At 68.9% G+C, this 13,837-nt stretch carries 14 protein-coding genes; 2 read left to right on the forward strand and 12 right to left on the reverse strand.

Annotated elements, in window-relative coordinates; translation table 11 throughout:
* Positions 1-27 precede the first annotated feature (27 nt).
* Genes maiA through ACP7AI_RS08890 form a run of 4 tightly spaced genes read right to left on the reverse strand, consistent with a single transcriptional unit; the run spans position 28 to position 4,245 of the window.
* Entirely contained in the window at positions 28-681 is a 654-nt protein-coding gene (gene maiA, locus ACP7AI_RS08875; protein ID WP_426166333.1) for a maleylacetoacetate isomerase, read from the reverse strand.
* Positions 678-2,102 carry a ribosome biogenesis GTPase Der gene (der, locus tag ACP7AI_RS08880; RefSeq protein ID WP_426166336.1) on the reverse strand — a complete coding sequence of 475 codons (1,425 nt, stop codon included), beginning with the start codon at positions 2,100-2,102 and terminating at the stop codon, positions 678-680. Before der ends, maiA begins: the two co-directional genes overlap by 4 nt.
* 35 nt (positions 2,103-2,137) lie before the next feature.
* Complete coding sequence (locus ACP7AI_RS08885) at positions 2,138-3,484, reverse strand: PQQ-binding-like beta-propeller repeat protein (RefSeq protein ID WP_426166339.1); 1,347 nt, start codon at positions 3,482-3,484, stop codon at positions 2,138-2,140.
* Between the two features lie 11 nt (positions 3,485-3,495).
* Complete coding sequence (locus ACP7AI_RS08890; RefSeq protein ID WP_426166342.1) at positions 3,496-4,245, reverse strand: tetratricopeptide repeat protein; 750 nt, start codon at positions 4,243-4,245, stop codon at positions 3,496-3,498.
* Positions 4,246-4,486: 241 nt separating this feature from the next.
* Here ACP7AI_RS08890 and ACP7AI_RS08895 point away from each other — a divergent pair, with 241 nt between their 5' ends.
* Together ACP7AI_RS08895 and ACP7AI_RS08900 are read left to right on the forward strand one after the other, a co-directional pair.
* A complete protein-coding gene (locus ACP7AI_RS08895) occupies positions 4,487-6,208 on the forward strand; it encodes an asparagine synthase-related protein (protein WP_426166345.1) in 1,722 nt (573 codons plus the stop codon).
* Positions 6,205-7,923: a right-handed parallel beta-helix repeat-containing protein gene (locus tag ACP7AI_RS08900; protein WP_426166348.1), complete on the forward strand. Its 1,719-nt coding sequence runs from the start codon at positions 6,205-6,207 to the stop codon at positions 7,921-7,923. The genes ACP7AI_RS08895 and ACP7AI_RS08900 overlap by 4 nt, the downstream gene beginning before the upstream one ends.
* On the opposite strand, the gene panB is transcribed toward ACP7AI_RS08900, so the two are convergent.
* The 8 genes from panB to ACP7AI_RS08940 form a co-directional block, all read right to left on the reverse strand.
* Entirely contained in the window at positions 7,920-8,771 is an 852-nt protein-coding gene (gene panB / locus ACP7AI_RS08905) for a 3-methyl-2-oxobutanoate hydroxymethyltransferase (protein ID WP_426166351.1), read from the reverse strand. The two genes, ACP7AI_RS08900 and panB, sit on opposite strands and share 4 nt — an antisense overlap.
* A gap of 39 nt (positions 8,772-8,810) precedes the next feature.
* Positions 8,811-9,215 (reverse strand): EVE domain-containing protein, encoded by a 405-nt coding sequence (locus ACP7AI_RS08910; protein WP_426166354.1) that lies wholly within the window; start codon positions 9,213-9,215, stop codon positions 8,811-8,813.
* Between the two features lie 61 nt (positions 9,216-9,276).
* Positions 9,277-9,876, reverse strand: a complete 600-nt coding sequence (wrbA, locus tag ACP7AI_RS08915; protein ID WP_426166357.1) for an NAD(P)H:quinone oxidoreductase — start codon at positions 9,874-9,876, stop codon at positions 9,277-9,279.
* 105 nt (positions 9,877-9,981) lie between these two features.
* Positions 9,982-10,332 carry an ArsC family reductase gene (locus ACP7AI_RS08920; RefSeq protein ID WP_426166359.1) on the reverse strand — a complete coding sequence of 117 codons (351 nt, stop codon included), beginning with the start codon at positions 10,330-10,332 and terminating at the stop codon, positions 9,982-9,984.
* A 10-nt stretch (positions 10,333-10,342) separates the two neighbouring features.
* Positions 10,343-10,933 carry an NADPH-dependent FMN reductase gene (locus tag ACP7AI_RS08925; protein ID WP_426166362.1) on the reverse strand — a complete coding sequence of 197 codons (591 nt, stop codon included), beginning with the start codon at positions 10,931-10,933 and terminating at the stop codon, positions 10,343-10,345.
* Between the two features lie 17 nt (positions 10,934-10,950).
* A complete protein-coding gene (locus tag ACP7AI_RS08930) occupies positions 10,951-12,036 on the reverse strand; it encodes an AI-2E family transporter (protein ID WP_426166365.1) in 1,086 nt (361 codons plus the stop codon).
* A gap of 3 nt (positions 12,037-12,039) precedes the next feature.
* Positions 12,040-13,596 carry a glutamine-hydrolyzing GMP synthase gene (gene guaA / locus ACP7AI_RS08935; protein ID WP_426166367.1) on the reverse strand — a complete coding sequence of 519 codons (1,557 nt, stop codon included), beginning with the start codon at positions 13,594-13,596 and terminating at the stop codon, positions 12,040-12,042.
* Between the two features lie 9 nt (positions 13,597-13,605).
* Positions 13,606-13,791, reverse strand: coding sequence for a hypothetical protein (locus ACP7AI_RS08940; RefSeq protein ID WP_426166369.1), 186 nt, complete (start codon positions 13,789-13,791; stop codon positions 13,606-13,608).
* Between the last annotated feature and the right edge of the window lie 46 nt (positions 13,792-13,837).

Consider the following 13,837-nt stretch of genomic DNA (forward strand, 5'->3'; position numbering starts at 1 on the left):
CTGTGTGGCAAATGCGTCGAAATCCGATCAGCCGGCGACGCTGTCGACCTGCGCGTCGGGGTGCGCCGCCATAACGAATTCGGCGGTTGCCAGCCGGGCGTCGATCGCCGTCAGACGCGGAAACGCCGCCAGATCGGTGACGATTCGCCGCGCATTGTAAAGCTGCGGCACCAGGCAAAGGTCGGCGATGGTCACCGTGTCGCCGAACAGGCACAGCCCGCCATGGCGCGCCGCGATCGTCTCGAGCGCCGTCAGGCCGCTGGTGATCCAGTGGCGCGCCCAGGCATCGATCGTCGCCTGGTCGTGACCGAGCGGTTGCTTGAGGTAGCGCAGCACGCGCAGGTTGTTGATCGGATGGATGTCGCAGGCGATGATCTGCGCCGCCGCCCGCACATGCGCCCGGGCCAGCGGTTCCGTCGGCAGCAGCGCCGGGCCGCCCGCCGTTTCCTCCAGATATTCGATGATGGCCAGGCTCTGCCCCAGCACGTCGCCATCGATGGCGAGCGCCGGCACCAGCCCCTGCGGGTTGCGCGCCCGATAGTCGTCACTGCCTTGTGCACCAATCCTGAGGTCGACGGGCAGACTGTCGTACGCCAGCCCCTTGCAGGCCAGCGCCAGTCGCACGCGATAGGCGGCCGACGACCGCCAGTAACCATAGAGGACCGGCCGCGCCGCGGTCATCGCCGGACGGATCGCGGTGCCCGGTCCGACACGCGCCGCGGCGCGCCTTCGAACGGATTCTTGCCGCCGCGAAAACTCAGTCGGATCGGCACGCCTTCGAAATCGAGATCATCGCGCAGGCTGTTGACGAGGTAGCGGCCATAGCTGGCGGGCAGATCCTCGGTGCGGTTGCCGAAGATGACGAAGGTCGGCGGCCGCGCCGCGACTTGGGTGACATAGCGCAGCTTGATGCGCGTGCCGCCGGCGGCGGGCGGCGGATTGCGGTCGAGCGCCGCCTCGAACCAGCGGTTAAGGCCTGCCGTCGGCACCCGGCGCGACCATTTCTCCCGCGCCTCGGTCACCGCCTTCATCATCAGGTCGAGGCCCTTGCCGGTCTGGCCCGAGATGGCCACCAGCGGCACGCCGCGGATCTGCGACAGCCCGTCGTCGAGCGCCTTGCGGACGCCCTGGAACAGCGACGACTGGTCCCGTGCCACGTCCCATTTGTTGAGGGCGATGACCAGCGCCCGACCTTCGGACAGCACCATGTCGGCGATGCGCAGGTCCTGGCTTTCGAGGCCGAGTTCCGAATCGAGCAGCAGCACGACCACCTCGGCGAAATCGACCGCCAGCTTGGTATCGGCGGCCGACATGCGCTCCAGCTTGTCACTGACCTTGGCACGCTTCCTGAGGCCGGCGGTGTCGACCAGCCGGACGGGCAGGCCGTGATAATCCCAGGGGATGGCGATCGAATCGCGGGTGATGCCGGCTTCCGGCCCGACGACCAGCCGCTGTTCGCCGAGCAGCGTGTTGATCAGCGTCGACTTGCCGGCATTGGGGCGCCCGACGATGGCGAGCTTCAGCGGCCCGGCCTCGACTTCGGGTTCGGGCTCGCCCTCGGGCAGTTCGAGATCGTCGTCATCGGCCTCATCGGCGTCGATGAACGGCATCAGCGCTTCGAACAAATCGGCCATGCCCTCGCCGTGTTCGGCGGAAATCTGCACCGGGTCGCCCAGTCCCAGCGCATAGCTTTCGGCGACACCCAGTTCGCCGGCGCGGCCTTCCGCCTTGTTGGCGACGAGGATCAGCGGTGTGCCGCGCTTCCTCAGCCAGCCGGCGAAATGCTTGTCGAGCGGAGTGATGCCGGCGCGGGCGTCGAACACCAGCAGCGCCACCTTGGCATCGCCGACGGCGGCATCGGTCTGTTCGCGCATGCGGCCGGCCAGCGACGCGGCATCGGCATCCTCGAAACCCGCGGTGTCGACGATGGTGAAGGTCAGGTCGTGGAGCTTCGCCAGCCCCTCCCGCCGGTCGCGGGTGACGCCGGGGGTATCGTCGACCAGCGCCAGCTTGCGGCCGACAAGGCGGTTGAACAGGGTCGACTTGCCGACGTTGGGCCGGCCGACGATGGCCACCCGCGGCAGTTTTTCATGGTTTGACATGCGCGCCTCCTAGCAGAGGCGCGCGGCCCCGGCCATCAGCGATACGCAGTCAGCTTGCCGTCGTCGGTCAGCACATAGGCCATGTTGCCGGCCACCACCGGCGGCAGATAGGCCGGCGCCGGCAGCTTGTAGCTGGTGATCTGCTTGCCCGTGTAGGGGGAGATCACCACCATCTGCTTGTTGGAACCGGTGAGATACAGGCGTTCCGACGCCAGCACCGGGCCCTGCCAGTGGATGGGGTTGGTCTTCTTCTTGACGTTGCCATAATGCGGCAGCTGGTAGACCCAGCGCACCTTGCCGTCGGACCGTTTCAGGCAGACGACCTCGCCTTCCAGCGTCACCAGAAAGATGAATTCCCCTGCCACCCAGGGCATCGAGGTGCCGGCGAAATTGCGTTCCCACACCCGTTGCCCGGTCGCCAGTTCCAGCGCCGCCATGCGGCCGCCATGGCCGATGGCATAGACCCGGCCGCGATCGATCACCGGCGAGGCATCGATGTCCGACAGCGCCGCCATGGCGGTCGAGCGGCCGGTCCGCGCCAGCGCATCGGCCCAGACGGTACGGCCGTTCTCCGCCCGCAGCGCATTCAGCTCGCCGCTGGAAAAACCGACGACGACGGTGTCCTGCGCCACGGCGGGTGCCCCGGCGCCGAGCAGGCCGGCGACCTCGACGGTGCCCGACACCGTCCACAGCGTCTCGCCCTTGTCGGCGGACAGCGCATACAGCTGGTTGTCCTGGGTCAGCGCATAGACGCGATTGCCGGCAACGGTCGCCGCCCCGCGCAGCGGCGTGCCGAGTTTCTGCTGCCACAATTGCGTGCCGGTGCCGGCATCATAGGCGGCGATGATGCCATAGCCGGTCGTCGCAAAGACCCGGCCGTCGCCGCCGCTGACGCCGCCGCCAAAGGCCGCGTTCTCGTTCTTCTTTTTCTTCTTTTCATCGCCGACGACCAGCGAGATGTGCGCCTGCCAGGCCGTCCGGCCGCTGGCCGCGTCGAATGCCTTGACGTCGCCGGCGGTATCCATGGTGAACACCTTGCCGCCCATCACGACGGGCGCGGCGTTCAACCGGCGCTGGCCGGTGCTGCCCTTGCCGATGGCGGCGGTCCACGCCGGCGTCAGCGTCTCCGACAGGGTCAGCTGGCCCGCGACCTTGGCCGCCGAACCGCCGGGCTGGGCCCAGTCGGCATTGGTTTCGGCCGGCGGCAGCACCACCGCCAGGTCGGCGAGCTCGGCCTCGGCCTCCGCCCGGGTCTCGAAATTCAGCACCGGGATACGCTCGCCCAGCGTCGGCGTGCCGCGCTTCTTCGACGGCTTGAAGACACCGCAGCCCGACACCGCCAGTGCGGTGATCAACAGCAGTCCGATAGAAGGCTTGTGCAAGGGTAACGCCTTTACTTCGCGGCGCCGGAAACGACGGCCGGCGGCTGGAGCTGGGAAGGATCGACGCCCTCGGCCACCGCCAGCTGGGCGGTGCGGCTGCGCAGCGACGCCGGCAGCGTCTCGTCGCGGGTGATTGCGATCAGCAGCGGCTTGGCGGCGGCATTCTGCCCGGCCTTGATCTGGGCCAGCGCGGTCATCTCGCCGGCGAGGCCGAACCAGGCATTGCCCGGAATGGCCAGCGGCTTCAGCCGCGCGATCACCGTCGCGGGCGGCAGGCCGTCATAGGACAGGCGCACCGATTTCAGCAGCGCCGCATCGCGCACCGGCTGCGGCTGGCTACTGTCAGCGGCGATGGCATCCAGCATCTTGACCGCCTTGGCCGAATCGCCGCCGCCGATGGCGTCGCTCGCCTGCACCAGCCTGGCGACGGTGCGATAGCCGCCGGGGCCATCCTCCGCCAGCCGGTCGATGACCGGCCGCGCCTTGGCGCCCTCGCCGACTTCGAGCCGGGTCATCGCCTGGCTCAGATCCTCGCCGGCAACGCCCGCGGCTGCAGCCTGGTTGTCGCGCCGCCACAAGTAGAACGCCAGCGCGCCGAGCAGCACGATGACCAGCGCGATCCCGACCTTGCCAAAGCGCTGCCACAGCGACGCGACCTGGTCGCGGCGCACACCTTCGTCGACTTCACGCAGAAAAGCTTCGTCGGGTTCGCGCGGGGTCACGGCCAAGGGGAGGAAACTCCAGTATTCGATCGGCGGCACATCGGTGCCGCCTCTGCCAGTCCGCGGCTGAATGCCCGATGACACAACAGAGATAAAGGTGTTTCTAAATTCTGACCCGCCCGGGCGGTCGAGCCGCCGCATTCGGACGCGAATGCGATGGCCTCCGGGCCGCCGCTTGACTAAGCCGAAGCCAGCGCCGCACGCTGCGGCCGAAGCCAGCGCCGCACGCTGCGGCCAAAGTCAGCGCCGCACGCCGCGGCGCCGAAAGGATCGTTGCCCGGTGCTGATCGCCAGTTTCGCGGAACCTGGCCAGGCCGACCGGGCCGCCGCCCGTCATGCCGACGGACTGGTGCGGCTCGGCCCGACGCTGCTGCTGTGGCGCGACGCGGACCATGGGGCTGGCCGCTGGCCCGCTGTTCCCGATCCGCTGGTAGGTCTGCAGGGCGACATCGTCGACCGGCGCGACGCTTGCCGCCTGTCCGCGACCGCCGTCGCCGCGGCGCTGGCCGCGCAGGGCGTCGCTGCCTTTGCCGACTGGGCACCGCCGTTCCGCCTCGCCTGGCAGGACGGCGACACGGTGCGCGCCGCCGCCGACCATCCGGGCCTCGGCCACTGGTTCACCTGGGCCGGGCCGGGCGTCGCGGCGATCGGCGACAGCGCCACCGCCATCGCCCGGCGCTTTGGCCTCGGCATCGACACCATGGCGCTGGCCGGGCTGGCGCTGACGGGCGCGATGGTCGGGCTCGACAGCGCGGTCGCCGGCGTCGGCAAGCTGGCGGCGGGTCACATCGCCGAGCTTGCGGGTGGCTGCCTGGCGATGGTCGCCATGCCGCCGCCGAGTCGGCTCGCCGCCCCCGAGGATGCCATCGCCGCCGCCGTTGCCCGCCTGCGCGCCGCGCACGAGACGGCCGAAATCGAGCTGAGCGGCGGCTGGGACAGCCGGCTGATGCTGGCGGCGTTGCCGGCAGCCGACCGGCCCAGTACCACCGGCTTCACCATTGGCACCCCCGACGCGCCCGATGTCATCGTCGCCGCGCGCCTCGCCGCCCATGCCGGGATGCAGCATGTGATCGTAGACCAGTCGGCGCTCGCCCGGCTTTCCGCTGCCGATTTCGCCGCCGTCCTGCACAGCGCCGCGGCACGCGACGATTTCACCGCCAATCCGCTCGATCGCGCCGGCGTCAACGTCATCAACGCCGGCCGGCCGCCGGTGGCGCGCTTCAGCGGCCAGAACGGCGAGATCCTGCGCGGCTTCTACTATCCCGGCCAGCCGCTCGACGCGGCGCCATCGGCGGCGCTGGCGGCACGGGTCATCGGCTGGCGCATCATTTCCAACGATCTCGTCAGCCCGGCGCTGTTCGATCCGGCCTGGCTGGCGGCGGCCCGCGCCACGATCACCGCGCGCCTGACCGATCAGCTGCTCGGCGGCGACGACGCAAGCTGGGGTGCCGCCCTCGATCGCTTCTACCTCGAACAGCGCATGCACCGCTGGTGCGGCACCGCGGTGTCGGCGACGCTCGGCCGGCGCCCGGTACTGCTGCCGTTCTTCGATGCCGATGTGCTGGCGCTGGCCCGGGTGACGCCGCCGGCGCAAAAAAACGCCTCGCGTTTCGTGGCGCAGGAAATCGCCCGGCTCGATCCGGGCCTGGCCGCCATCGCCCTCGATTCGGGCCTGGTCCCGGCGGCGGTGGCACGCGGCGGAGTCGGCAATCGCGTCGCCCAGGCACGGCGTTTTGTCGCGAAAGCAACGGCAAAGTTGCAACAGCGCTTGTCGGCACGCGATCGCGCAACCATCGGATCGGCCACCGCCGGGTCGCTCGCGCTGCGGCACGGCCTCAACGGTGCCATCGACGTCGACCGGCTCGCCGATAGCGGAATCTTCAATCGCGATGCGCTGGTCGCCTTTGCCCGCGGCGACGCCACCCCCGGCCGCGCCACGCTCGGCTTCGTCCTCACGGTCGACCAATTGCTTGCCACCCTCATGTCCGGAGACGGCGCTTGAAAATCGGTTTTGCCCTGCTGCTGCTTCTCGCCGGCGGCACGCCTGCTGCCGCTGCAACCTATTATGTCGATTATGACGCCGGCAACGACCGCGCCGGCGGTACCTCGCCGTCGACGCCCTGGCAGCACGCGCCGGGCGACCCTGCCGCCACCGGCACCGCCGCAAGCGCCATGCCGGGCGCCGGCGACGTGGTGCGCTTCAAGGGCGGCGTCGCCTATCGCGGCACCATCGCCATCAAGGGCGACGGCACCGGCGATCGCCTGCTGACCTATACCGGCAGCGGCTATGGCAGCGGCCCGGCGATCATCGAGGGCGGCGATCCGGTCACCGCGGTCACGCCGTGCCGGTCGGCGGCGGAATGCGGCGATGCCGCCAACTGGCAAAAGCTCAGCCTCGTCAGGTTCACCCCGCCCGAAACAAGCTTCATCAAATTCTACGATGGCGAAGGCGTGATGTTCGAGGCGCAGACGCCGGCGGTTGCCGACCCGTTCTTTGCCGACGACGTCGGCGGCTTTGCCACGGCGCCCGCGACGGAGGCGGCCGCCATCGAAAGCGGCCGGCTGGAGGCGCCCGGCATCGCCCGCCAGCTCGGCGGCCGGGCCCGCGGCACGCTGCAGCTCTGGGTGTTCGGCAATCAGGTCGTGCGCCGCCCGGTCACCGGCGTGTCCGGCGACACGGTGTTGTTCGATCCCGCCGGCATCAAGGTGTTTTCCAACCGGACCAACCGCTATGCGCTGCTCGGGCTGCCCGGTGCCATCACCGCCCCCGGCCAATACGCCGTCACCGGGCCGGGCCAGGCGATCGTCTGGGCCCGCAGCGGCCGGTTGATGGTCGGCAGCGGCCGCGGTGGCTTCGACCTGCGCAACCGGCAGGGCATCGCCATCACCGGTTTCGTCTTTCGCCACCAGACCGCCGCTCCCAAAGGGCGCGGCGAGGGCCAGGCGATCTCCCGCGGCGGCAGTGTCGGCAGCGGGCTGCTGATCAGCAACAACCGCTTCGAAAACTCGGCGCTGTGGGATGGCAAGGGCGTTCTCAGTCTCGGCAATATCTCCGATACGGTGATCCGCAACAACGTCATCATCAGGATCGAGCGCGGCTCGGGCATGCGCATCGCCGGCAATATGCGCAACATCAGGATCATCGGCAATCGCATCGAAAGCGTCGGGCGGACCGGCATCGCCCTGCTCGGCGTGACCGACAGCGAGATCAGCGGCAACGTGCTGACCGACCTGCACGGCATCCACGGCAACGGCATCTCGCTCTACCTTGCCAATCGCCGCATCAAGGTTACCGACAATTTCATCGACAACACCTCACGCCCGATGACCTTCCACGGCGACAAGAGCCGTCCGGGCCCCGGCGACCATGATTTCGTCATCGAGCGCAATATCTTCCTGGCGACGCCGACGGCGCAGGCGGCGCTGACCAGCTGGGGCGCCGAAACCCGCACGGTGACCATCCGCAACAACGTGCTGATCGCGCCAAAGGGCGGCCTGCTGGTCAACGGCAGCGACAGCAACGTCACCATCGCCGGCAATTACGTCGCCGGCGCCATCATCTACAACAAGGGCAAGGGCGCCGACTGGACGATCGGCGACAACCCGATCGCACCGCGCCGGCTGCGCTTCGACCCGGGTGACGCCGCGGCCTTGCGCACGTTGTGCAAGCAAGCCGGGGTGCCGGGCGGGCAGACGCTCGGCGGGCTGGCCTGCTAGCGGTAGAGTTGCTTCTCGGTCGGAAACCGCCGCTCGCGCACGGCGGCGGCATAGCTCCCGGCAGCAGCGTCGATGCGCACCGCCAGGTCGTCGAAGCGCTCCACGAAGCGCGGCACCCGCTCGAACATGCCGAGCATGTCGTCGACGACGAGCACCTGGCCGTCGCAGGCTGCCGACGCGCCGATGCCGATGGTCGGGCAGCGGACGCTTTCGGTGATCTGGCGCGCCAGCGGCTCGACGACGCCTTCGACGACGAGCGCAAAGGCGCCGGCCTCGGCCACCGCGACGGCATCGGCGAGAATGGTCGCCGCCTCGGCCTCGCTGCGGCCGCGCGCGCCATAGCCGCCGAGCGCATTGACCGCCTGCGGCGTCAGCCCGACATGGGCGACGACGGGAATGCCGCGGCGTGACAGGAAGCTGATGGTCTCCGCCATCGCCGTGCCGCCTTCCAGCTTCACGGCGGCGGCGCCGGTCTCCTTCATCACCCGCGCCGCGCTTTCGAACGCCTGCTGCGGTGACGCCTCATAGCTGCCGAACGGCATGTCGACGACGACGACCGACCGGTACGACCCGCGCACCACCGCCGCGCCGTGCGCGATCATCATGTCCAGCGTCACCTTCACCGTGGTGTCGAGGCCATAGATGACTTGGCCCAGCGAATCGCCGACCAGCAGCATGTCGCAATGCTTGTCGAGCAGCTGCGCCATCCGCGCCGTATAGGCGGTCAGCATGACCACCGGCTCGCCGCCCTTGCGCTTGGCGATGCCGGGCACGGTCAGCCGCCGCACCGGCTCCGGCACCGGATGGGCGCGGCTGGTGGCGGTATCGAGAGTGAAGGTGGTCGACATGGCCGTTTTCCTGCGCCGAACACGGCCCGAGGGCAAGCGTCAGCCGCCGCCCATTTCCATGATCACGTCCCATTCGGCATCGGTCACCGGCGCCACCGACAGCCGGAACTGGCGGAACATCGCCATGCCCGCCAGCCGCGGCTCGGCCTTCATCGCCGCCAGTGTCACCCGCATCGCCAGCGGTCGCACCGGCGCGACGGTGACCGCCGGAAACCGGCCCTTGGGGTCGCTCGGGTCGATGAAATGTTCACCTGCAACCCGCGCGACGCCGACCACCGCCAGCCCCTCGTTGCTGTGATAGAATGCCAGTTCCTCGCCAATCTTCATCGACCGCAGGTAGATCGCCGCCTGGTTGTTGCGCACGCCGTCCCAGGTCGTCGACCCGTCGCGGACCAGCATGTCCCAGCTGTATTTGAACGGTTCAGACTTGATCAGCCAGTGCATGCGCGCTCCCCTGCTACGGCGCCGCTTCTGTCGCCAGCCGCGGCGCCGGGCAAGCGGGTTGTCAGCCGAACAGCTTTGCCGCGGTCTTCGCGACCAGCTCGCCCTGGTGGCGGGCGCCGTCGAGCTCGATCGTGCTCGGCTGGCGCTCGCCCTTGCCGCCGGCGATGGTGGTGGCGCCATACGGCGCGCCGCCGACGATCTCCTCCAGCGTCATCTGGCCCTGGTGGCTGTACGGCAGGCCGACGACGACCATGCCGAAATGCAGCAGGTTGGTAATGATCGAGAACAGGGTCGTTTCGTTGCCGCCATGCTGCGACGCCGACGAGGTGAAGGCCGCGCCGACCTTGCCGTTCATCGCGCCCGACGCCCATAGGCCGCCGGCCTGGTCGAGGAACGCCGCCAGCTGCGACGGCATGCGGCCGAAACGCGTCGGTGCCCCGATGATGACCGCGTCATAGCTGGCCAGCTCGGCGATGGTGGCGACGGGGGCGTCCTGCTCGGTCTTGAAGTAATTGGCCTTGGCAATGTCGTCGGGCACCGTTTCCGGCACACGCTTGACATCGACGGTGGCGCCGGCGGCGCGGGCGCCCTCGGCAACGGCCTGGGCCATCGTCTCGACATGGCCATAGCTCGAATAGTAAAGCACCAGAACCTTGGGCATCGTGAGTCTCCTGTGTTTGGGTTGGCGCGTTTGTAACGGCCGCCGACGTTTCAGGAAATCGGCATAATATGGAACGGATCGTTCGAAGAAGCTGGCGGATGCGCGTCAGCCCCTGATCGTCGCCTCGTAGACTTCAGGTTTGAACCCCGCGAGCAGCACGCCGTCGCCGACCAGCATCGGCCGCTTGATCAGCGACGGCTGCGCCAGCATCAGCGCCACCGCCTTGTCGGCGTCGATGCCCGCCTTGTCGGCATCCGCCAGCCCGCGAAACGTCGTGCCGGCGCGGTTGAGCACCGTTTCCCAGCCCAGCGCGGCGACCCAGGCGTTGAGGTCAGCGGCATCGGCGCCCGATGCCTTGTAGTCGTGAAAGCGATAGGCGACGCCGCGGGCATCGAGCCAGGCGCGCGCCTTTTTCACCGTGTCGCAATTCTTGATGCCGTGCAGCGTCAGCGTCATTCGCAAATCCTCAATAGGGCACCGGCACCGCGTCGCGCTGGCGCTTGCCGGCCTCTGCCCACCATTCCAGATCGGCGGCGAAGCGCGGGAACTGCTTGGCCAGCGCGGCGCCGCTGTCACCTGTCGGCGTGCCGTCGGCGTCCAGCGCATTGCCGATGCCGCCGACCGTCAGCGTGCTCGACACCACCACCATGCCCATTTCCGACAATGTCGCGTGCCAGGCGCTGTTCGCCCGTGCGCCGCCCAGCCGCCCGGCCGAATAGCTGGCGATCGCCGCCGGCCGCCAGAACCATTCCTCGAGGAAATGATCGGTGAGGTTCTTCAGCCCCGGCTGCATGCCCCAGTTGTATTCGCCGGCGACGAACACGAACGCATCGGCCGCCCTGATCTTCCCCGCCAGCGCCGCCATCGCCGGCGGTGCCTCCCCCGCCGCATGCTCCTTGAACATCCGGTCGAGCATCGGCAAACCGACCGCCCTGGCATCGACCAGCTCGACATCATGACCACGCCCGGCCAGCGCCCTGACGAGGTAGTCCGCGAGGCGGATGCCCTTCCGGTCGGAACGGTATGACCCGTAGAAGACGAGGATACTGAGTGCCATCGGCCGCTCCCTGTCGTTCAGTCGGCGCCCGCCACCTTGATCGGCTTGCCCAGGATCGCCTGCACATAGATGCGCTGGACAAGAACATAGACGACGACTGTCAACGGCGCCGACAGCAGCACGCCGATGAAGCCGAACAGCAGCCCGGCGGCGAACACCGCGAACAGCAGCACCGCGGGTGGCACGTCGACGGCGTGTTTCTGGATCATCGGCTGCAGGAAATTGCCCTGCAGCTGCTGGATGCCGAGGAACAGCAACAGCGTCCACAGCGCCGTCGCCGGCGATTCGGTAAAGGCCAGCAGCACCGCCGGCACGCCGGCAATCACCGGCCCGACCATCGGGATGATGTCGAGCAGCCCGGCGATCAGCCCCAGCCCGCCCGATGCCGGCACGCCGAGCAGCGCCAGCCCGGCCCAGGTCAGCGCCGCCACGACCAGCGACGACACCGCCTGGCCGACCATCCAGCCGCGCAGGCCGGCCGAAGCGTCGTCGATCGCCAGCGCGGCGATCGGCTCGACACGCGTGGGCACCATCAGCAGCAGCCCCCGGCGATAGGTGGCGGGATCCCCGGCGAGGAAGATCGCGCCGACCAGCACCAGCACGAAATCGGCCAGCCCATTGCCCGCCGCCAGCGCATAGCCCCCGGCCCGCGACAGCATGCCGGAGATATCGTCGCTGCTGACCTTGGCCAGCTGCCGTGCCTGTTCGCCGAGACCGAAGCGGTCGAGGAACCCTTCCAGCCCGCGCAGCGCGCGCGGCACGGTCTGCCGGATGGTGTCGAACTCACTCGCCAGCTGTGTGCCGAACAGCGTGAAGGCGCCGATGAACAGCGCGATGATGCCGATCACCGACAGCGCCAGCGCGATCGACCGCTTCATCCCCGATTTGCGGACCAGCCAGCTGGCAATGGTGTCGAAGATCGCGGCAATGACGATCGCAGCGAACACCAGCATGAAGAACCGCGAAAGCAGCGTCGCGCCCCAGGCGACGGCGACGATCGCCACGACGATCACCGCAGCGCTGGCGATCCGGGCCGCGCTGTAGGGCGCTGGCGCGGGCACCGGCGGGGGCGCCGCGCGGGGCGGGCTGTCAGGACTTGCCATCGGTCACTCCCACTCGATCGTGCCGGGCGGCTTCGACGTATAGTCGTAGACGACGCGGTTGATGCCCGGCACCTCGTTGACGATGCGGGTGGCGACACGGGACAGGAACGCGCTTTCGAACGGATAGACATCCGCCGTCATGCCATCGACGCTGGTGACGGCGCGCAGCCCGCAGACCTTGTCATAGGTCCGCCCGTCGCCCATCACGCCGACGGTGCGCACCGGCAGCAGCACGGCAAAGGCCTGCCAGATCTCGTCGTACAGCCCGGCGTTGCGGATTTCCTCGAGATAGATGGCGTCGGCCTTGCGCAACGTGTCGCAGGCGTCCTTGGTGACCTCGCCCGGAATGCGGATGGCAAGACCCGGCCCCGGAAACGGATGGCGGCCGACGAACGCCGGCGGCAGGCCCAGCTCGACGCCCAGGCGCCGCACCTCGTCCTTGAACAGCTCCCGCAGCGGTTCGACCAGCGCCATGTTCATCCGCGCCGGCAGGCCGCCGACATTATGGTGGCTCTTGATGGTGACGCTTGGGCCCCCGGTGAACGACACGCTCTCGATGACATCGGGGTACAGCGTGCCCTGCGCCAGGAAGCGCGCGCCGCCGATCTTCTTCGCCTCCGCCTCGAACACGTCGATGAAGGCGCCGCCGATGAACTTGCGCTTCTTCTCCGGATCGGTGACGCCGGCCAGCCCGGCCATGAACACGTCGCTGGCGTCCACATGGACCAGCGGGATGTGGTAATGCTCGCGGAACAGCCCGACGACCTGCTCGGCCTCGCCCTGCCGCAACAGGCCATGGTCAACGAACACGCAGGTCAACTGGTCGCCGATCGCTTCATGGATCAACAACGCGGCGACCGACGAATCGACCCCGCCCGACAGCCCGCACAGCACGCGCTCGCTGCCGACCTGCTCGCGGATCTCGGCGATCTTGGCGGCGCGAAAGCCCGCCATCGTCCAGTTCGACGCCATGCCGGCGACGTTGTGGACAAAATTGGCCAGCAGGCGGCCACCATCGGGGGTGTGATGCACCTCGGGGTGAAACTGCACGCCATAGCGGCGGCGACGGTCATCGGCGATGGCGGCGAACGGCGCGCCGGCGGACACGGCGACGGGGCGAAAGCCATCCGGGATCGCGTCGATGCGGTCGCCATGGCTCATCCAGACATGCGGGCGATCACCCTTGGCCCAGACGCCGTCGAACAGCGCGCAATCGTCGACGATGTCGATATCGGCCCGCCCGAACTCGCGGTGGCCCGATGGCCCGACCTGGCCGCCGGTCTGCGCGCACAGCACCTGCTCGCCATAGCAGATGCCGAGGATCGGCACGTCGGCGGCGAGGATATTGTCGGGCACCCGGGGGCTGCCCTCGTCGGTTACCGACGCCGGGCTGCCCGACAGGATCACCGCCCGCGGCTGCAGCCGGTCATAGGCCTCGCCGCCCTTGGCGAACGGCACGATCTCCGAATAGACCCCGGCCTCGCGCACCCGGCGGGCGATCAGCTGCGTCACCTGGCTCCCGAAATCGAGGATCAGGACGGATTCGGTCGGGTGGGTCATTGCGGGCGATTAAAGCCCTTGGCCGGACCTGTCCAGCACCGCCCGACATAGGACGGTCAAGCCGATCGCCGCTCCCCGATCATCGACTTGCGCATCGCGGAAATCGATGCCGGCGCGGCGCCGATAATAGGCGCGACCGCCAAGATCGAGAATGGTTAAGTGCCTCGCCACACGCCCGCGTTCGGCGACGATCATCGCCCGCAGCGCCTCTTCACGCCGGCGCGAAAACGCTACGCCAGGC

The organism is Sandarakinorhabdus sp. DWP1-3-1 (assembly GCF_049896705.1).
GTDB lineage: Bacteria > Pseudomonadota > Alphaproteobacteria > Sphingomonadales > Sphingomonadaceae > Sandarakinorhabdus.